We start from the raw sequence: 19,929 nt of genomic DNA, 5'->3' as shown, positions 1-19,929 counted from the left end.
ATTCAGTGGCGCTCTTCGTCCGTTCGTCGGTGCGATCCTAGTACGGCCGAGCCGGCGAGGCCATGCAGCGATTGGTCCCGTCCGGAGCCGCGCCACTCTGATCCCGAACGGGATCAAAAGCCGCATCGCCCAAGGTGGCTCTCAATAGGGGAAAGCGCTATTTTGAAATGTCTCCGGCCTGACAATTCTGCGACAAAGTTTTTCGGACCGAGGCGGCCTCCATCTTTCGTCGGATGGCAGCGGAATTAATCATGTTGCAATGCAGCAGAAAGGCGGAGTGACAAGACGGTGCGGCTGGCCCGGGGATCATGATTTCAGAGGATCATCTGAAGCGCGTCGCCGCCTGGTCGCGCGAGCTCACGCCAGCGGAGATCGAGGTCGCTCGCGCCGGGATCACGGAGCGGTCCTACGGCACCGGCGAGACCGTGTTCATGCGTGGCGACACGTTTGCCTATTGGGCCGGCATGGTCAGCGGGCTCGCACGGATGGGCGGGGTCTCGCGCGATGGCAAGGAGACCAGCCTTGCCGGGCTGACGGCGGGGGCCTGGTTCGGCGAGGGCAGCGTGCTCAAGAATGAACCGCGCCGCTACGACGTGGTCGCGCTGCGCAACAGCCGCGTCGCGTTGATGGAGCGCAGCGCCTTTATGTGGCTGTTCGAGAACAGCGTCGGCTTCAACCGCTTCCTGGTGCGCCAGCTCAACGAGCGGCTCGGCCAGTTCATCGGCATGCTCGAGGTCAATCGCACGCTGGACGCCACCGCGCGTCTCGCTCGCAGCATCGCCTCGCTGTTCAATCCGATCCTGTATCCGGAATCGACCCGGCATCTGGAGATCACCCAGGAGGAGATTGGCGCACTCTCGGGTATGTCGCGCCAGAACGCCAATCGCGCGCTGAACCGGCTGGAGAAAGAAGGTCTGCTGCGGCTCGAATATGGCGGCGTCACCATCCTCGATATCGAGCGGCTGCGCGGGTATGGGGATTAGCGCGCGTTGGCGGGAGCGTGGACAGGCCAGAGGTCGGCGCGCCAGCGGATCGCGATCGCCAGCATCGCGACGAAGCCGGCGGCTGCGTAGAGCGAGCCGGTCGCGGAATAGCCGATGATGTCGATCAGGCTGCCGGCCGCGAGCAACCCGATCGGCAGACCGTAGATCACCATCATGCGCACGCCCATCACGCGGCCGCGCAGATGCGCGCTCGCGGTGCGCATCAGGATCACGGCCGCCGAGATCATCGACATGCTCTGGGCGATGCCCGCGAGCACGAGGCAAGCCATCGCCACCGGCATGGTCCTGATCTCGACGAACACCAGCAGCATGGCGTACCAGGCCAGCGTCGCGCCGATCAGCAGCCGGGCGATGCGCAATCCGCTGACGAGGCTGAGCGTGATCGAGCCGATCAGCGAGCCGACAGCGAAGCTCGCCGAGAGGTAACCGAGGCCGGTCTGGTCGGTGTGAAAGATCTCCCGCGCAATGTAGGGCAACAGTCCACCGGTGAAGGGAAACGCGGTGAGATTGGCCAGGAAGGCAACGCAGAGCGCAGCGCGCATTCCCGGGCCATTCCAGGCGTAGACGATCCCTTCCTTCAGATCGTCCAGCAATCGTGACATCGCGTGGCTGTTTGCCGGAAGATCGCTCGTGGTGACGGTCCTTTTGGGCCGGGTCAGGCAGAGCATGAGAAGCGCGGCCACGAAGTAGAGGCAGGCGATCGCGACATAGACGAGGCCGATGCCGAGCACGGCGAACAGTCCGGCGCCCGTCAGCGCTCCGGCGATGCGGGCGCTGTCCTGGGTCGTACGTGCCACGCTGATGGCGCCCACGAGGTGCTCGGCCGGCATGATGTCAGCGAGCAGCGCGCCGCGCACGCCGAGATCCGATGGACGGATCAGACCCATGATCGCAACGATGATCATGACGTTCAGCGGCGACAAATGACCGGTCAGTGCCAGGGCCATGATGGTCGACGAGAGCACGGTGTAGGCAAGACGCATCACGACCAGGAGATCGCGATGACCGATGCGGTCGCCGATCATGCCGAACACCGGTGCGACCAGCGTCCCGACGAACTGGAGCGAGGCAAGCACGGTCAGCAGCAGCACCGAGCCGGTCTCGACCATGATGTACCAGCCAAGCACTAGCGTCTCGACCTCGAACGCCCAGGAGGTGAGCAGGTCGGACGGCCACTGGAAGCGATAATTGCGGATGCGGAACGGCGCGAGCGCGGAAGGTCTCGTGGGTGTGCTCAAGATGCGTTGACGGGTTTCAGGACGATTCCCGGTCCTTATTATTTGTTCTTCTGTTCGGCAGGGTAGTCCAGGCGATGCGTCTGTCAATTGGCGCTACCGCATGCCGCCATGCTTGCCGATGATCTACGGTGCGTCTGTGCGTCTGCAGCATTGCCTCGTTACCCAGCCGATACGAAGAGGCAGACGAGCCGCCGCTTGCTCTTCTGGTGCACAAAGCCCATTCTGGTCCGCATTCTGAGGCCCATTTGATAGGGCCAACAGATCGCGCCATCGCGGCTTCCGCGAGGTCTTGAGCCATGAACTGCTCCGGCTGCGGTTTCGAGGTTCAGAGCGGCTTTGCCTTCTGCCCGAAGTGCGGCACGAAGCAGCCGAACGCGTGCCCCGGCTGCGGCTTTCCATGCGCGCCGGATTTCGCGTATTGCCCGAAATGCGGCGTCCTGGTCGGCGAGGTCCATCAACCTGGAGCGCAGGCGCGGCCGACGGCGCCGGTCAGGGCATCATCACCGCCACTGGTGCCGACAGCAGACCCTCAACAGGTATTTCGACCGCAGCAGGACAAGATCGACAGCGAAGCCAATCGCCGCACCATCACCGTGCTGTTTGCCGATCTCAGCGGCTTCACCGCGATGAGCGAACGCCTCGACCCCGAGGTCATGCAGACGCTTCAGAACGAGTTGTTCGAGGAGCTGACGGCGGCCGTGCAAGGCTTTGGCGGCTTCGTGGACAAGTTTATCGGCGATGCGCTGCTGGCGCTGTTCGGTGCGCCGGCTGCGCACGAGGACGATCCGGAGCGGGCGGTCCGTGCTGCCATCGACATGATCAAGCGGACGGCGCAGCTCAGCGAACGGGTGAGGGCGTTTGCCGGTTCACCTCTGCTGCTCCATGTCGGGATTAACACCGGGCACGTGGTCGCGGGTGGATTGGGTGTGGGCGTTGCCAAATCCTACTCGGTGACCGGCGACACGGTGAATACCGCTCAGCGGTTGCAGTCGATGGCGCCGCCGGACCAGGTGCTGGTCGGGCCGTTGACTTACCGTCTGACCCGGCACGCATTCGCGTATGAATCGCTTGGCGAGATCTCGCTCAAAGGCAAGATGGGCAGCGTCCTGGTCCATCGTCTCAAAGGGCTGCTCGACATGCCGCGCGCGGCACGAGGCCTCGACACGCTGGGCCTCAGTGCGCCCCTGATCGGCCGCGACGCTGAACTTGCCCGCGTGATCGGCAGCCTCGATCGCGCGTGCGGCGGGGCGGCGCAACTAGTGCGGCTGGTCGGCGAAGCGGGCATCGGCAAAACGCGCCTCGTGAACGAATTCGTCGCCCGTATCCGCGATGAAGAGCGCTTCGAGGGTGTGGCGATCCGGCAGGCGGTCTGTTCGCCGCTCGGCGAACAATCCTACGGTACGCTCGCCGCAGTGCTGCGCAGCGCCTATGGCATCGCACAGAAGGCCAGCGCCGCGGAGACTGAGGCCAAGCTGACTGAAGCGCTGTCAGAGCTTGGCCTTGCGGCCGAGGAGGCGGAGCGGTTGATGCCGCTCTATGTCCACGTTCTCGGTCTCGGGGGCGCGGACCCCGAATTGCAGCATATCGAGCCCGAACAGCTCCGGCGCCAGATATTCTTTGCGATCCGGACCGTCTTCGAACGGCGCCTGGCCTTGTCGCCGCTTCTGATCATTGTCGAGGATCTGCACTGGGCGGATGCCGTATCCCTCGAAGCGCTGCGATTCCTGATGGACCGGCTGGAGCGCACGCGGCTGATGCTGTTGTTTACGCATCGACCAATGCTGGAGCTGGATCAGTTCAGTTCGGGTCGGATCAGCCACACAACCATCCGCTTGCCTCCGCTCGGTGACGCCGACGGACAAAAGCTGCTCGCGGCTTTTTTCAGTCTCGGTTGGCGTGAGCCGCCCGGAAGTCTGTTTAGCCGGATCCTGGAGCGCGCGAGCGGCAATCCACTTTTCCTCGAGGAGATCATCCGCGGTCTCATCGAAGCTGGCGCCCTGGAACGTGACGGCTCGCAATGGCGGATCAAGTCGGATGAAGCCGCCGCCGATATTCCTGCGAGCATTCAAGCTCTGTTGTTGGCGCGCCTGGATCGGCTGCCGCATGAGGTGCGTCGGTTGGCGCAGGAGGCCGCGGTGATCGGCCCCCGCTTCGATGTGGCTCTGCTCGGCGCGATAGCAACCGGGCAGGCGAAGGTCGAAGTGGGAGTAGAACTTCTGTGCGACGCCGAGATTGTCGAGGAAGTCGCGGGCGCTAATTCGATTTCGCCGCGATGCTACCGTTTCACGCAGACCATGCTTCAGGACGTGATCTATCAAAACCTGCTCTTGCAGCGGCGGATCGAGCTTCATGGACGCATTGGTGCCGCGCTGGAGCAGCTCTATGGCAACGAGCCCGAGCGGCTTGAAGACCTCATTTTGCTCGGACATCACTTCAGCCTCAGTGCCCGCAAGCCGAAAGGCGCGCGCTATCTGCGCGCGGCCGGCGATCGCGCGCGCGCAACCTATGCCAATGACGATGCCGTCCGTCTCTACCAACAGGCCCTCGCTGTGCTGTTGACCGGTGGCGAATGCGACCCGGAGCGGCTGGTTCTGTACGAGCGGATCGCGGATCTCTGTGGTGCGGCCGGCCGTCGCAACACGGCCGAGGAGCACTACCAGAGTGCGCTGGAAGGGTACCGCGTCGCAGCGGATCGCATCGGCGAAGCGCGAATTCTTCGCAAGCTTGGCCGGTTGTTGTGGGACGCCGGCAAGCGGATCAAGGCCGAGACGCATTACGCCGAGGCGGCTGAACGGCTTGGAGGGGTCGAAGCGCCCATCGAGCGGGCGCACCTGTCGCAAGAACGCGGCCGCCTGGCATTTCGCATGGGCGATCATATGGCCGCCGCGAGATGGGCCGACCAGGCGCTTGGCTACGCCCGATCCGCGCCTGCCGCCGCGGACGAACAGGCCGGACTCGAGGCGGCGCGCGCCATTGCCGAGGCCCTCAATACCAAGGCGGTTGCCCTGGCGCGGCTTGGACGACACCAGGATGCGGTGCGCGAAGTGGAGCAAAGTGTCGAAGCAGCCGAAGCCGCCGGCCTTCTCAACGTGGCATGCCGCGGCTACACCAATCTCGCGGTGCTCTACACGATTGTCGACCCGGCGCAGGCCATGAAGGTTTGCCGGCGCGGGCTGGATGTCGCGCATCGTATTGGCGACCTCGGGTTCCAGGCGCGCCTTCTTGCCAATTTTGCCGTCGCCTGTTGCACCTTCACGGACAAATGCACCGACGAAGGCGTGCCCGCTGCCGAAAAGGCGATCGAGATCGACCGGGCGCTCGATCAGCGCGAGCATCTCCCCGTACCCCTGATCGTACTGGGGCAAATCCATCAATGCCATTTCCGGCCCGATCAGGCTGCCCGCTGCTACAATGAGGCCATCGAGGTCGCGAGCGAAACCGGCGAGCCGCAACAGCTCTTTCCATGCTATGATGGCCTGGCGACATTGAACCTCGATCGCGGCGATATGGCTGAAGCCGAGCGCTATTTCGCGCTGGCCGATGATGTCTGCACCAGGCACGGGCTTGATCCCGCCGGACTGATTGTACTGCCATTTCTTGACTAGGTCATGTGAAGGAGTTCAACCATGTCAGAACGTCATGTCGATGGACCGCTTCAACCGGGCGATCGCGCGCCCAACATCGTGCTGGACGCCATCACGCGCGAAGGGAAGGTCGCACTCGAGGATTTTCGCGGGCACAGTCCGATATTGGTAGGCCTGTTTCGAGGTTTGCATTGCCCGTTCTGCCGCCGCCATATTGCGGCACAGGCGCAGCTTGACGCAGCCCTGCGCGACAAGGGTGTCGAAAGTCTCACCGTCGTCAATACGCCGACCGATCGGGCGCGGCTCTACTTCCGATATCACCCGTTGCCCAATCTGCTCGCCGCGTCTGATCCCGAGCGGGTGTCGCACCGTGCGTTCGGCTTGCCCAATCTCGAGTTCACCGAGAACGAAACCGAGTGGCCGCGCAAGGTGGGCATGGACGTGGTCATGAGCATGCAGGTGGACATTCCCGGAGAATTGCCCGGGCCCATGAATCGCTTGGCGGCTGCCGAGCAGCTCAACAACAAGGATGGCTACGAGATGACGGAAGCCGATCAGCGCATGGCGGCAACCGGCCACGGCCAGCTGTTCGGCCAGTTTCTGCTCGATCGGGAGGGAATTGTACGCTGGACCTTTACCGAGGTACCCGAGGGCGGCCAGCGCATGTTCGGGATGCCGAGCCCGCAGGAGTTGATGTCGGCTGCCTCGCAGGTAGCTGGCTAGGCGTCGCGTATCGTGTCTTGCGCGCGTCGGACTCTCAGGTCTCTCGTGACGGCAACTTCTCGGCAAGCCTGACCGCCATCGCGGAGATCAGTGGCCGCATGAAATAGGCGTTCTCCGCCGGAACGATGTCGGCGCGCAAGCCATGTCCGGCAAGTTCGCCGGATACCGCGGGTCCCACCGACGCGATCAGCGTCCGCTCGAAGCCTATGCGCAATTTCGCTTCGCTGCCATGGGCCTTCGCCGCTTCGATCAGGCGGCGGACCTGGCCGAGATTGGTCAGAGCGATGCAATCGATCCGTCCCTCCGCCATGTCGTCGATGGCGGCGACGATGTTGGCATCCGCGGCCTTGGAATCGTAGACATAGGGCAGCACGGTATCGACCTCGGCGCCTTGCGCGGCGAGCGCGCCGGTCAGCGTGCTGTGGTCCTTGTCCGGATAGAGCTGGAGGCCAAGGCGATGCCCCTTCAGGTCCAGCTTGCCCAGCATCTCGATTACGCCCTCGCTGGTCGGCTTCTCCGTGGTCTGCTGCGCCTCGAGCGAGACCTCGCGCAGCGCCTTGCCGGGCTTCGGCCCACGGGTGAATTTTCGCGATTTGGCCAGCGACGTGACGAGGGCCTGGTCAAGGCCGCGAGCGCGCGCGAGCTTCATGATCCGCCGCAGGCCTTCGCCGGTCATGAGCACAAGATCGTCAAAGGGCTTGTCGATGGCGCGGCGGATCCAGGCTTCGACCGGGGCGGGGTCCGGTGCATCCTCGATGGTGAACATCGGACATTGCACGACCTCCGCGCCTTGCTCGGCCAGAAGCTTGGAAAACTGCGCTTCCTCGCGGGTTTCCAGGATCAGGATGCGGGTGCCGTTCAAGCGGTCGGCCATGGGCGTGCTCCGGTCAGTCAAATCGCAATGTTACGTTCATCCTGACTCCGCGGTCGGGATTGGCGCAAGGGCAGGGTCGGTGCTAGAGCAGGGCGCAAATCGCGGACCGTTCCGCGGCCCTTGCACAAACCTTCATCAAGAGCCATGCCCGACCATCAATATGTGCTGACCCTGTCCTGTCCGGATCGCCCCGGCATCGTCTCGGCGGTGTCGACCTTCCTGACGAATTCCGGACAGAACATTCTCGACGCCCAGCAGTTCGACGACGTCGAGACCAAGAAGTTCTTCATGCGCGTGGTGTTCACCGCCGCCGATCTCGCCGTGGAACTGTCTGCGCTCCAGACCGGCTTTGCCGCGATCGCAGAGCGTTTCGGCATGGAGTGGCAGATGCGCGACCGCGCCGCGCATCGCAGGGTGATGCTGCTGGTCTCGAAGTCGGACCATTGCCTGGTCGACATCCTCTATCGCTGGCGCACCGGCGAATTGCCGATGACGCTCGCCGCGATCGTGTCCAACCACCCGCGTGAGGTCTATGCGGGGCTCGATTTCGGCGGCATCCCGTTCCGCCATTTGCCGATCACCAAGGAGACCAAGGCCGAGCAGGAGGCGCAGATCCTCGATCTCGTCGGCAAGACCGGGACCGATCTCGTCGTGCTCGCCCGCTACATGCAGATCCTGTCCGACGATCTCTCGGCAAAGCTGTCCGGGCGCTGTATCAACATCCACCACTCGTTCCTGCCGGGCTTCAAGGGCGCAAAACCCTATCACCAGGCGCATGAGCGCGGCGTCAAGCTGATCGGTGCGACCGCCCATTACGTCACGCGCGACCTCGACGAAGGCCCGATCATCGACCAGGACGTCGAGCGCATCAGCCATCGCGACACGCCGGAAGATCTCGTCCGCAAGGGCCGCGACATCGAACGCCGCGTGCTCGCGCGCGCGATCCGCTATCATCTCGATGACCGCGTGATCCTCAACGGGCGCAAGACCGTGGTGTTCGTGGATTAGCGAATCGTGAGTGGCGAGTAGCGCATAGAAAGAGCGGCCATATTCGCCACTCCCTATTCGCCATTCGCTCCCTTAACGTACCGCGCCGCCCGACGCTGACCCCGTCGCGCCCTTTTGCGCCTGCTCTTCCTTCTCGCGATCGGCCGCCGGCAGCAGCCGCTTGCGTTCGCGTTCCTTCATCCATGCCTCGTACTGTGCCGTGCCCGGCCGCGGCGGGGCGTCCGCCGGCAAGCCGCCAGCCCATCGCGGAATGTAGTCGCCCATTTCGGCCGACATTCTCTCGTTGACCGTGCCGCAGCCGCACAGCCCCGCAGCGAGCGCAATGAGGGCGAGGACGGAGCGGAAAGACTTGGGCATTGTGGGAGCACGGCTTCTGTCATGGGGCGCCAGCTCGGGCTGGCGTCGGGAGAGTAGCCTTCAACAAGGTAAAATAGGCTTATTCGAGGTAGGTAATTTGTTACCGAGCCTTTACTACCACGACCTCGCCGATGTCGGAATTCTGCAAAAGGTGGACGAAATCGTCCATCCACGCCACCGCTCGCGTTCCTAGACTGCGACAGCAGTCTCGCGACAAATTGGCTTGGGCAGCGGAAGGGCTTTTTCGTTGACAGGTCCATTTTATTTGTACAATCGTACAAATGGAGGCGGGCGCGAGCGGGAAACTCAGGTTACCCCAACGTAACCGCGACACTGCTCCTCGCCGTCGGCAAATCGGAACGCTCGGCTTGCGCCGAAGGGTCGCCAAACGTCCGATTGACAATGAGGGCGCGAAAGACGCCATGTGGCGCGCGATATCGCGCGTGCGTGAGCTAAACTGAGGCAAGGACCGGGCACTCGGTCCGTCGCACAAGAGGTCAGGAATTAAGGGGAGGGACATTTGATGTTCGAACGCAAAATGTTTTCGCGCACTGCAGCGGCAGCCGCTATCGCAGGCCTTGCGACGCTCGCGCCGGCCAAGGCCGAGGACACCGTCAAGGTCGGCCTGATCCTGCCGATGACCGGCGGCCAGGCCTCGACCGGCAAGCAGATCGAAAACGCGATCAAGCTCTACATGCAGCAGAAGGGCGATACTGTCGCCGGCAAGAAGGTCGAGATCATCGTCAAGGACGATGCGGCGATTCCGGACAAGACCAAGACCGCCGCGCAGGAGCTGATCGTCAACGACAAGGTCAATTTCATCGCCGGCTTCGGCGTGACGCCGGCGGCGCTCGCCGCCGCGCCGCTCGCTACGCAGGCCAAGATTCCGGAAGTCGTGATGGCGGCCGGTACCTCCATCATCACCGAGCGCTCGCCCTATATCGTGCGCACCAGCTTCACGCTGGCACAGTCCTCGACCATCATCGGCGACTGGGCGGTGAAGAACGGCATCAAGAAGGTCGCGACGCTGACCTCGGACTACGCGCCGGGCAATGACGCGCTCAACTTCTTCAAGCAGAACTTCACCGCCGGCGGCGGCGAAGTGGTCGAAGAGGTGAAGACCCCGCTCGCCAACCCAGACTTCGCGCCGTTCCTGCAGCGCATGAAGGACGCCAAGCCCGACGCGATCTTCGTATTCGTGCCGGCCGGCCAGGGCGGCAACTTCATGAAGCAATATGCCGAGCGCGGCCTCGACAAGGCCGGCATCAAGGTGATCGGACCGGGTGACGTCACCGATGACGACCTGCTCAACAACATGGGCGACGCCGTGCTCGGCACGGTCACCGCGCACCTCTACTCGGCGGCGCATCCCTCGCAGATGAACAAGGACTTCGTCGCGGCCTACAAGAAAGCCTTCGGCAACCGTCCTGGCTTCATGGCGGTGAGCGGCTATGACGGCATCCACCTCATTTACGAGGCGCTGAAGAAGACCAATGGCGATACCAACGGCGACAAGCTGATCGAGGCGATGAAGGGCCAGAAGTGGGAGAGCCCGCGGGGCCCAATCTCGATCGACCCCGAGACCCGCGACATCGTGCAGAACATCTACATCCGCAAGGTCGAGAAGGTCGACGGCGAGCTCTACAACGTCGAGTTCGCGACCTTCGAAGCCGTCAAGGATCTCGGCAAGACCAAGAAGTGACCCGCGAAAGCGGGTCATCCCGGGGCGCGCATTAGCGCGACCCCGAGATCTCGAGATTGTTGAAACGAGATTCCGGGTTCAGCGCTGCGCGCTGCCCCGGAATGACGAACGACTATCAGGATTAGTCCAGCCTCGATGACCGCAATCCTCACCAACCTGTTCGATGGCGTTGCCTACGGCATGCTGCTGTTCGTGCTCGCCTGCGGGCTCGCGGTCACGCTCGGCCTGATGAACTTCGTCAATCTCGCGCACGGTGCCTTCGCCATGGCCGGCGGCTATGTCTGCATGGTGCTGGTCAACCGGATGGGCTGGCCGTTCTTCGCCGCGCTGCCGCTCGCCTTCGTCTCCTCGGCCGCGATCGGCATCCTGCTCGAGCGCACGCTCTACCGTCATCTCTATACGCGCAGCCATCTCGACCAGGTGCTGTTCACCATCGGTCTGACCTTCATGTCGGTCGCAGCCGTCGACTACATTCAGGGCTCCTCGCGCGTCTTCATCAACCTGCCGGCCGCGCTCCAGGGCCAGTTCGACGTGTTCGGCGTGGGCATCGGCCGCTACCGATTGATGATCATCGTGATCTGCGGCCTGCTCACCATCGGCCTGCAGATGGTGCTGGCGAAGACCCGTTTCGGCAGCCGCCTGCGCGCCGCGGTCGACGATCCCCGTGCGGCCAGCGGCCTCGGCATCAACGTCCCGCAGGTGTTCGCCTTCACCTTTGCCTTCGGATGTGGGCTCGCCGGTCTCGGCGGCGCGCTCAGCGCCGAGATCCTCGGCCTCGATCCGTATTTCCCGCTGAAGTTCATGATCTACTTCCTGATCGTGGTCACCGTCGGCGGCTCGTCCTCGATCACCGGACCATTCCTGGCCTCGCTTCTGCTCGGCATCGGCGACGTCGCCGGCAAATATTACGTGCCGAAGATGGGCCCCTTCGTGATCTACACCATGATGATCGTGATCCTGATCTGGCGCCCGAACGGCCTGTTCGGCCGCACGGCCGCGCGTTGAGTTTGCCGATGAGCGCTTCTTCCGACGTCGGTTATCACGCCCAGCGCCAGGCGCGCTGGCACTATGGCGAAGTCGCCTTTTGGCTGATCGTGCTGGCCTGCGGCTTCCTGTTCCCCACGCGTTATCTGATCATGACCGACATCCTGCGCCTGGCGCTGTTCACGATGTCGCTCGATCTGATCCTCGGCTATGCCGGCATCGTCTCGCTCGGCCATGCCGCCTTCTTCGGCGTCGGCGCTTACGCTGCGGGACTGCTTGCGCTGCACGGCATCGTCAAGGAGCCCGTGCTGGCCCTGATCGTTGCCGGCCTTGCCGCGATGGTGCTCGGCTTTGCCACCAGCTTCCTGGTGATCCGCGGCGTCGACCTGACGCGGTTGATGGTCACGCTCGGCATCGCGCTGCTGCTGGAGGCGCTCGCCGAACGCTTCTCCAACATCACCGGCGGCACCGACGGCCTGCAGGGGATCGAGATGCAGCCGATCTTCGGCGAGATTCCGTTCGACATGTTCGGCAAGGCCGGCTTCTTCTATTCGCTCGCCGTCCTGTTCCTACTGTTCCTGTTCGCCCGCCGCGTCGTGCATTCCCCGTTCGGCCTGTCGCTGCGCGCGATCAAGAACAATCCGCTGCGGGCTGCCGCGATTGGCATCCCTGTCAATCGTCGACTGATCGCGATCTACACGCTGGCTGCGTTCTATGCCGGCATCGCCGGTGCGCTGTTCACCCAGACCACCGCGATCGCCTCGCTCGACGTGTTCGCCTTCGAGCGTTCCGCCGACTTGATGCTGGTGCTGGTGATCGGCGGCACCGGCTATCTCTATGGCGGCCTGATCGGCGCGGTGATCTTCCGCATGCTCCAGGAAGTGTTCTCCACCATCACCCCGCAATACTGGCAGTTCTGGATCGGCCTCGTGCTGGTCGTGATCGTGCTGGTCGGCCGCCAGCGCCTGCATCGCTGGGTGCTGTATGTGCCGAACCTCGTCATCAAGCAGGTGGCCGGGCGCAAGGCCGTCGTCGCCGTGCCGGAGAGCGACGCATGACCATCGCGCTCGAGACCCAGAACCTCGAAAAGACCTTTGGCGGCCTGCGCGTGACGCGCGACCTGTCGCTCAAGGTCAAGCAGGGCGCCCGTCACGCGCTGATCGGCCCGAACGGCGCCGGCAAGACCACGGTCATCAACCAGCTCACCGGGGTGCTGAAGCCGAACTCCGGCCGCATCCTGCTCGAAGGCCAGGACATCACCGACCTGCCGGTGCACAAGCGCGTGCTGCGCGGCCTGTCGCGCACCTTCCAGATCAACCAGCTCTATCCCGACCTGACGCCGCTGGAGACCATTGGCCTTGCCGTCTCCGAGCGTCTCGGCCATGGCGGCGACTGGTGGCGGCGGATGGGCACGCGCAACGACGTCAATGACGAGATCGCCGATCTCCTGAGGCGCTTCCATCTGCTCGACGTCATGAACGAAGAGACCGTCACACTGCCTTACGGCAAGCAGCGCCTGCTCGAGATCGCGGTTGCGATCGCCGCCAAGCCGCGTGTGCTGCTGCTGGACGAGCCCGCCGCCGGCGTGCCCGAGAGCGAGCGCCACGATATTCTCGCCGTCGTAGGCAGCCTGCCGCGCGATGTCACGGTGCTCCTGATCGAGCACGACATGGACCTCGTGTTCTCGTTTGCCGACCGCATCTCGGTGCTGGTCTCCGGCGCTCTGCTGACCGAAGGGCCGCCCGAGCAGGTCGCGCGCGATCCGCAAGTGAAGGCAGTCTATCTCGGCGAGGAGGCGGTCAATGTCTGACCTGCTCGCGATCGAGGCCTTGCGCGCTGGCTATGGCGAGGCGGTGGTGCTGCCCAACATGAGCCTGCGCCTCGCAGAGGGGCAGGTGTTGGCGCTGCTCGGCCGTAACGGCACCGGCAAGACCACGCTGATCAACTCCATTGTCGGCGTCACCCGCCGCTTCTCCGGCACCGTCGGGCTCGCCGGCACCGATGTCACGGCCTTGCGGCCCGATCAGCGGGCGCGCGCCGGCATCGGCTGGGTGCCGCAGGAGCGCAACATCTTCCGTTCGCTCACGGTCGAGGAGAACATGACCGCGGTGGCCCAGCCCGGCCCATGGACGGTCGAGAAGGTCTACGAGATGTTCCCGCGGCTGAAGGAGCGGCGGAGCAACTTTGGCAACCAGCTCTCCGGCGGCGAGCAGCAGATGCTGGCGATCGGCCGTGCGCTGACCCTCAACCCAAAGGTCCTGCTGCTGGACGAGCCGACCGAGGGCCTGGCCCCCATCATTGTCGAGGAGCTGCTAAAGGCGATCGGGACCATCACCCGGGCTGGCGGCATCTGCTCGATCATCGTTGAGCAGAACGCCCAAAAGATTCTGGGGCTGGCCGACCGCGTTGTGATATTGGAGCGCGGAACGATCGTCCACGACGCCCCGAGCGCCGCGCTGAAGGCCGACCCGTCGGTCCTGGAGCGCCACCTCGGTGTCGCAGGGGCGGCGGCCCACTAGAAAATACCCGGGAGTACCAAATGCAGCGAACCAAAGCCCCCTTCCGCGCCGACGAGGTCGGCAGCCTCCTGCGTCCCGCCAAGATCAAGGACGCGCGAGCCAGGCTCGAGAAGGGTGAGATCTCGGCCGACGATCTGCGCAAGATCGAGGACATGGAGATCGAGAAGGTCGTGCACAAGCAGGCCTCGGTCGGCCTGAAGCTCGCGACCGACGGCGAATTTCGTCGCTCCTGGTGGCATTTCGACTTCCTCGCCAAGCTCACCGGCTGTGAGCTGTTCCACCCCGACACCGGCATCCAGTTCACGGGCGTGCAGACCCGTCACGACGCGGTGCGTGTGATCGGCAAGCTCGATTTTCCCGACGCCCACCCGATGCTGGACCACTTCCGCTTCCTGAAGAAGGTTGCCGATCAGGCCCACGTTACGGCCAAGATGACGATCCCGTCACCGGCGGTGCTGCACTTCCGCGGCGGCCGCAAGTCGATCTCCAAGGACGTTTATCCCGATCTCGACGCTTTCTACGAGGACCTCGGCAAGACCTACCGCAAGGCCGTCAAGGCGTTCTACGACGCCGGTTGCCGCTATCTCCAGTTCGACGACACCGTCTGGGCCTATCTCTGCTCGCAGGACGAGTTGCAGAAGGCGCGCGAGCGCGGCGACAATCCGGACGGTCTCCAGCAGATCTATGCCCGCATCATCAACTATGCGCTGGCCGAGAAGCCCGCCGACATGGTGGTGACGACGCATGTCTGCCGCGGCAATTTCCGCTCGACCTGGATCTCCTCGGGCGGCTACGAGCCGGTGGCGGAGACCATGCTCGCCGGCACCAATTATGACGGCTACTTCCTCGAATACGACTCTGACCGCGCCGGCGGCTTCGAGCCGCTGCGCTTCCTGCCCAAGGGCAACAAGGTCGTCGTGGTCGGCGTCATCACCTCGAAGTTCGGCGAGCTCGAGAAGAAGGACGACATCAAGCGCCGTCTGGAAGAGGCCGCCAAGTTCGCGCCGCTGGAGCAGCTCGCGCTCTCTCCGCAATGCGGTTTTGCATCGACCGAAGAGGGCAACATCCTCTCCGAGGAAGAGCAGTGGGCCAAGCTCGGCCTTGCGGTCGAGATCGCGAAGGAAGTTTGGGGCCAGTAAGCCTCCGCTCCCGGCGAGGCGGGAGAGTCTCGCCACTCTCTCTGTGTCGTCCCCGCGAAAGCGGGGACCCATAACCCCAGGGAAAGGTTGTAGGACGAGCCGGCAACTGCGAGTCTTCGCCCAAACCACTGCCTGTGGTTATGGATCCCGGATCTGCGCTTCGCTTGTCCGGGATGACATCGTGTTTGAAGCGCGCTCGTCTCGCGACAGACGGACCAGACCCACCGTCACTTCTCCGCCAGGTAAACCTCGCCCAGCAGCGACGAGTTCGACCACGGCACCTGCTTGTTCTTCGTGCTCGACACCACTTCGGCCCGCACCCGCGTCAGCATCTGCTGCACCTCCAGGCCCGGCGTGCCGATATGGCGCGACAACGCGGCGGAGAACGGCGAGTTGGCGCCTTCGCCGTCGAGCGCGACTTGGCCCGGCGCGGTGGCGAAGGCGATCAGCGTGCCGGCGCCGAGCGTCGCACCGGCACCCAGGCTCGTCGGCGCGGCAAGGCCGGAGGCGCCCTCGATGGCACGATTGGTGCCGGCGCTCGCCACCTTCTGCGCCATCGGATTGTTGCGGCAGGCATCGAAGATCAGAATGTTGGTGCGGACCTGGTCGTCGAGGCCGGCCATGATCGCGTCCATGTCGATCATCGCCTCCGTCATGTTCGCGCCCGGCTTGAGCTCGACGTCGACGGGAATGAGATAGTTGTGGCCCTCGACCTGCACGCCGTGGCCGGCATAGTAGACCAATGCGACCTGCGCCCGTGCCGCGTCACGCAAGAAGTCGCGCGTCATCTTCTGCATCGCGGCGCGGTCGAGATCGACGCCCTCCGACACCGTGAAGCCGATGTCGCGCAGGCTCTTGGCGACGGCGCGCGCGTCATTGGGTGGATTGGGCAGCGCCTTGACATGCGCATAGCCGCCATTGCCGATGATCAGCGCCATGCGCGTGCCGCGAACGGCCGGAGCAGGCGAAGGCGCGGGCGCGGTGCCGGTTTGCTGCGGAGCAGGGGCCGCCGCCGGCTGCGTTGCGGGTGAGGGTGCATCGCGCGGGATCGGCGCGGTGGCGTCGGTCACCAGCGACAGCCGCACCTTTGCGGTGGCCTGGTTGGCTTTGCTGATGGCGTCGGAAGCCACGATCGCCAGCGTGGCATTGTAGTCCTCGCGCGCGTGGGCGTAGTCGCCTTTCGCCTCATAGGCCAGCGCGCGATGAGTGTAGCCGGAGATCAGCACGCTGTTCGGCGGCGTCATGATGTTGACCGGCGGCTTCTCCTTGGCGAGCCGGATCGCCTCGCTGCCGTCGGCGATGGCGCGATCGAGCTCGCCCTTGGCGCGCCAGATCGATGTGCGGTTGATCAGTGGCTGCGGCAGCGTCGGATCGAGCCGGATCGCCTGGTTGATGTCGGCGAGCGCGCCGTCGAGATCGCCGAGCGCTTCCTTCGAGATGCCGCGGTTCTGGAACGAGAACGCCGATTTTGGATCGGCCTTGATCGCGGCATCGTAGTCGGCGATCGCCTTGGTGTAGTCGCGCTTGCCGCGCCAGGCATTGCCGCGATTGTGGAAGATGATGCCGCTGGGCGGACCGAGCTTGAGCGCATCGTCAAAGTCAGCGATCGCGATGTCGTAGTCGCCCTTGTCGTAATAGGCCGATCCCCGCAGATTGTAGACCGCCTGGGTCGGCTTCAGCCGGATCGCTTCGGTCGTATCCGCGATGACCTTGGCGTAGTCGCCCTTCTTGTTCCAGCCGACCGCGCGCCAGAAATAGACGGTCGCGAGCTGCTCGCCCTTGAACACTTTCAGGGCGATGATCTTGGTGCAGGCGTCTACCATCTGGTCCGCCGGCGTGGTCTCGGTGGTGCAGAGCGGGCCAAGCTGACTGCGCGTCTGCGCCAGGACAGGCGCGGCCCACAGCGCGGCGGTGAGCAGGCAGAGTGCGGCGAGCAGGCGACGCATGGCGGTGATCCCATAAGAGGAGAGGCGCCTGTTTGTTGCCCGGCGGTGCCCTGGGGTTCACGCTCTCGTCATTGGACGTGGAGTACAGCAGGAAGGGCTATTCCCTCAGTGGGCAGAATTTGCTACGAGATAAGGGCCCAACGCCGCTGCCCACCGCCTTCCCACCGATGAAAAACGACGAAATCCTGAGCCAAATCACCGAGTTCTGCCGCAAGGCTGACATGGCGGAATCGACCTTCGGGCGCCGCGCGGTGAACGATGGGAAGCTCGTGCATCGCCTGCGCGAGGGCAAGCGCATCACCATCGACACGCTGGAGCGGATCCAGGCCTATATCGCGGCATCGACGACCGGCGGCCTGCCGCCGCCGCGGGGCCTCCAGGTGCCGCCGGAAAAGCGCGATCCGCGCGGCAATTTCCGCTTCTTCGAGAACCGGCAGAAATATCTGCTGTTCGTCCACACCTGCAGCGAGAAGCGGGTGATCGCCGAGCGCGTGGCGCTGGAACTCTCCAGCATCCATCCGCGCCCGCCGGCGCTGCGCATCTTCGACGCAGGCGTTGGCGATGGCACCGTGCTGGCGCGGGTGCTGCGCGCGACGCACCAGCGCTATCCGCACATGCCGTTCTATGTCTCCGGCAAGGAGCTCAGCCTGGAGGATCTGCGCCTGACTTTGGAGAAGGTGCCTGACCGCATTTTCGAGCATCCGGCGTCAGTGTTCGTCTTCACCAACATGTTCTACTCGGAGGCGCCCTGGCTGACGCCGGCGTCGCCTGCGGCGGCGGCCGCCACCGTCTGGCACGAGGTCCCGCTGCGCGGCGCCTCATCGGGCGAGTTCGAGCAGCAGATCGCCGAGCTCAGGCCGTTTCTGGAGCAGAACTGGCGCGCTGCCATCAGCACACGCACGGCCATGCCCCTCTATGAGCGGCCCGTCGTTCTCGTGCTCTATCGCGAGGACCACCGTTTCCTGCTGGATTCAACCATTCCGCGGCCGGGCCAGACCGAGGCCAATTTCGACCTCGTTATTGCATCCCAGCCATACCGGGCCCTGTCTTCGGTCAATTTCCGGGCAAAACGGATCATCGCGCCCCTGGCGCGGGCGCTTCGGCCCGGCGGGAGACTGATCGGAATCCACTCCCATGGCCAGGATCCGGGCATGGAAATGATCCAGGCGATCTGGCCTGGAGAAACCCCTTTCGCGGTCAGCCGGCATGAGATATTGCGCGCGGTTAAGTATGAGCTCGGATCGTTGGGCCGCGACCTAAATTTTAATGCTTATGCGGACAACCGCTCGATCTTCAGGTATGATATGGAAGCGCTGCCCAACGAGGTAACGGGTACGATCGGAACCTCGACGGCCTTTGCAGCGTGGAATGCGGCGGTGTATGTGGCGCAGATCGAGGACGACCGATTGACAGAAATGACTCAAAACGGCCGCACTTTGGATGCCGCCCGGGACGTGCTGCGCAAGTACAACGGGCTCTGGTTTCTCGACGAATCCTACGTCATCTCGCGACGGCGTGATTGACATAATCCAAGTCTAAACATCGCAAACACCCGCCAGCTTAACGGCGGCGGAACAAGGGGTTACTGATGCGCGCGTCCTATCTCTTCACCAGCGAGTCCGTGTCCGAAGGCCATCCCGACAAGGTCTGCGACCGGATCTCCGATGAAATCGTCGATCTGTTCTACCGCGAAGGGCCGAAGGCCGGCATCGACCCCTGGCAGATCCGCGCCGCTTGCGAGACGCTGGCGACCACCAACAAGGTCGTGATCGCCGGCGAGACCCGCGGCCCGAAGTCGGTCACCAATGACCACATCGAAAGCGTCGTCCGCAACGCGATCAAGGACATCGGCTACGAGCAGGACGGCTTCCACTGGAAGACCTGCGACATCGAGATCCTCTTGCATCCGCAGTCGGCCGACATCGCGCAGGGCGTCGATGCGCTGCAGCCGGGCGAGGTCAAGGAAGAGGGCGCTGGCGACCAGGGCATCATGTTCGGTTACGCCACCAACGAGACGCCTGACCTGATGCCGGCGCCGATCTTCTACGCTCACAAGATCCTGCGTCTCATTTCCGAAGCCCGCCACTCCGGCAAGGAGAAGGTGCTCGGTCCGGACTCCAAGAGCCAGGTCACCGTGCAGTACGAGAACGGCAAGCCGGTCGGCGTGCGCGAGATTGTGGTGTCGCATCAGCATTTGGTCGAGGACCTCTCGTCGAACCAGATCCGCGACATCGTCGAGCCCTATGTGCGCGAAGCGCTGCCGAAGGACTGGATCACGCCGAAGACCATCTGGCACATCAATCCGACCGGCAAGTTCTACATCGGCGGTCCCGACGGCGACTCCGGCCTGACCGGCCGCAAGATCATCGTCGACACCTATGGCGGCGCGGCCCCGCATGGTGGCGGCGCGTTCTCCGGCAAGGACCCGACCAAGGTCGACCGCTCGGCGGCTTATGCCGCCCGCTACGTCGCCAAGAACATCGTCGCGGCCGGTCTTGCCGACCGCTGCACGCTGCAGCTCGCCTACGCCATCGGCGTTGCGCGTCCGCTGTCGATCTACATCGATACCCACGGCACCGGTAAGGTGTCGGAGGATCAGCTCGAGAAGGCTGCCGCCAAGGCGATGGACCTGACCCCGCGCGGTATCCGCACCCATCTCGACCTCAACCGCCCGATCTACGCGCGCACCTCGGCCTACGGCCATTTCGGCCGCACGCCGGACAACGAGGGCGGCTTCTCCTGGGAGAAGACCGATCTCGTCGAGCCGCTCAAGCGCGCGCTCTAATCTTGTGCGTCATTCCGGGTTCGTGCGCGAACCCGGATCCTTAAATCCTCACGTCGCGATTCGGGG

At 64.1% G+C, this 19,929-nt stretch carries 16 protein-coding genes; 12 read left to right on the top strand and 4 right to left on the bottom strand.

The annotated features are described in order from the left end of the window. The first annotated feature begins 308 nt into the window (after positions 1–308). Entirely contained in the window at positions 309–983 is a 675-nt protein-coding gene (locus WN72_RS32500) for a Crp/Fnr family transcriptional regulator (protein ID WP_027564916.1), read from the top strand. Here WN72_RS32500 and WN72_RS32495 read toward each other — a convergent pair. Next, positions 980–2,242, bottom strand: coding sequence for an MFS transporter (locus WN72_RS32495; protein ID WP_092213215.1), 1,263 nt, complete (start codon positions 2,240–2,242; stop codon positions 980–982). The two genes, WN72_RS32500 and WN72_RS32495, sit on opposite strands and share 4 nt — an antisense overlap. A 296-nt stretch (positions 2,243–2,538) precedes the next feature. On the opposite strand from WN72_RS32495, the gene WN72_RS32490 reads away from it, so the two are divergent. Continuing rightward, positions 2,539–5,847 carry an adenylate/guanylate cyclase domain-containing protein gene (locus tag WN72_RS32490; protein WP_092213217.1) on the top strand — a complete coding sequence of 1,103 codons (3,309 nt, stop codon included), beginning with the start codon at positions 2,539–2,541 and terminating at the stop codon, positions 5,845–5,847. A 21-nt stretch (positions 5,848–5,868) separates the two neighbouring features. Then, positions 5,869–6,549: a redoxin family protein gene (locus WN72_RS32485; RefSeq protein WP_092213219.1), complete on the top strand. Its 681-nt coding sequence runs from the start codon at positions 5,869–5,871 to the stop codon at positions 6,547–6,549. A gap of 34 nt (positions 6,550–6,583) precedes the next feature. Here the strand turns inward: WN72_RS32485 and WN72_RS32480 are convergent, their stop codons facing one another. After that, a complete protein-coding gene (locus WN72_RS32480) occupies positions 6,584–7,423 on the bottom strand; it encodes a uroporphyrinogen-III synthase (RefSeq protein ID WP_092213221.1) in 840 nt (279 codons plus the stop codon). A 144-nt stretch (positions 7,424–7,567) separates the two neighbouring features. Here WN72_RS32480 and purU point away from each other — a divergent pair, with 144 nt between their 5' ends. Continuing rightward, on the top strand, positions 7,568–8,431 hold the full coding sequence (gene purU / locus WN72_RS32475) for a formyltetrahydrofolate deformylase (RefSeq protein ID WP_092213223.1): 864 nt from the start codon (positions 7,568–7,570) through the stop codon (positions 8,429–8,431). A gap of 72 nt (positions 8,432–8,503) precedes the next feature. Here the strand turns inward: purU and WN72_RS32470 are convergent, their stop codons facing one another. Continuing rightward, complete coding sequence (locus WN72_RS32470) at positions 8,504–8,788, bottom strand: hypothetical protein (protein WP_092213225.1); 285 nt, start codon at positions 8,786–8,788, stop codon at positions 8,504–8,506. Positions 8,789–9,311: 523 nt separating this feature from the next. Here WN72_RS32470 and WN72_RS32465 point away from each other — a divergent pair. From WN72_RS32465 to WN72_RS32440, 6 genes are all read left to right on the top strand, one after another. Continuing rightward, complete coding sequence (locus WN72_RS32465; protein WP_092213227.1) at positions 9,312–10,490, top strand: ABC transporter substrate-binding protein; 1,179 nt, start codon at positions 9,312–9,314, stop codon at positions 10,488–10,490. A gap of 135 nt (positions 10,491–10,625) precedes the next feature. Continuing rightward, positions 10,626–11,495, top strand: coding sequence for a branched-chain amino acid ABC transporter permease (locus WN72_RS32460; protein WP_027564908.1), 870 nt, complete (start codon positions 10,626–10,628; stop codon positions 11,493–11,495). 8 nt (positions 11,496–11,503) lie between these two features. Then, positions 11,504–12,532, top strand: coding sequence for a branched-chain amino acid ABC transporter permease (locus WN72_RS32455; protein ID WP_092213229.1), 1,029 nt, complete (start codon positions 11,504–11,506; stop codon positions 12,530–12,532). Then, on the top strand, positions 12,529–13,284 hold the full coding sequence (locus WN72_RS32450) for an ABC transporter ATP-binding protein (RefSeq protein WP_092213231.1): 756 nt from the start codon (positions 12,529–12,531) through the stop codon (positions 13,282–13,284). The genes WN72_RS32455 and WN72_RS32450 overlap by 4 nt, the downstream gene beginning before the upstream one ends. Then, positions 13,277–13,993 carry an ABC transporter ATP-binding protein gene (locus tag WN72_RS32445; RefSeq protein ID WP_092213233.1) on the top strand — a complete coding sequence of 239 codons (717 nt, stop codon included), beginning with the start codon at positions 13,277–13,279 and terminating at the stop codon, positions 13,991–13,993. The genes WN72_RS32450 and WN72_RS32445 overlap by 8 nt, the downstream gene beginning before the upstream one ends. 20 nt (positions 13,994–14,013) lie before the next feature. Further along, positions 14,014–15,132, top strand: a complete 1,119-nt coding sequence (locus WN72_RS32440) for a cobalamin-independent methionine synthase II family protein (RefSeq protein ID WP_092213235.1) — start codon at positions 14,014–14,016, stop codon at positions 15,130–15,132. A gap of 227 nt (positions 15,133–15,359) precedes the next feature. Here WN72_RS32440 and WN72_RS32435 read toward each other — a convergent pair whose 3' ends face one another. After that, entirely contained in the window at positions 15,360–17,078 is a 1,719-nt protein-coding gene (locus WN72_RS32435) for a caspase family protein (RefSeq protein ID WP_092213237.1), read from the bottom strand. 167 nt (positions 17,079–17,245) lie between these two features. Here WN72_RS32435 and WN72_RS32430 point away from each other — a divergent pair, with 167 nt between their 5' ends. Together WN72_RS32430 and metK are read left to right on the top strand one after the other, a co-directional pair. Beyond that, positions 17,246–18,601 (top strand): hypothetical protein, encoded by a 1,356-nt coding sequence (locus WN72_RS32430; protein ID WP_092213239.1) that lies wholly within the window; start codon positions 17,246–17,248, stop codon positions 18,599–18,601. Positions 18,602–18,666: 65 nt separating this feature from the next. Then, the gene (metK, locus tag WN72_RS32425; RefSeq protein WP_092213241.1) at positions 18,667–19,863 is read left to right on the top strand and encodes a methionine adenosyltransferase; all 1,197 of its coding nucleotides are present in this window, start codon (positions 18,667–18,669) and stop codon (positions 19,861–19,863) included. The last annotated feature ends 66 nt before the right edge of the window (positions 19,864–19,929 follow it).

Source organism: Bradyrhizobium arachidis (genome assembly GCF_015291705.1).
In the GTDB taxonomy this organism is placed as follows: Bacteria; Pseudomonadota; Alphaproteobacteria; order Rhizobiales; family Xanthobacteraceae; genus Bradyrhizobium; species Bradyrhizobium arachidis.
This window is presented reverse-complemented; position numbering and strand designations above follow the sequence as displayed.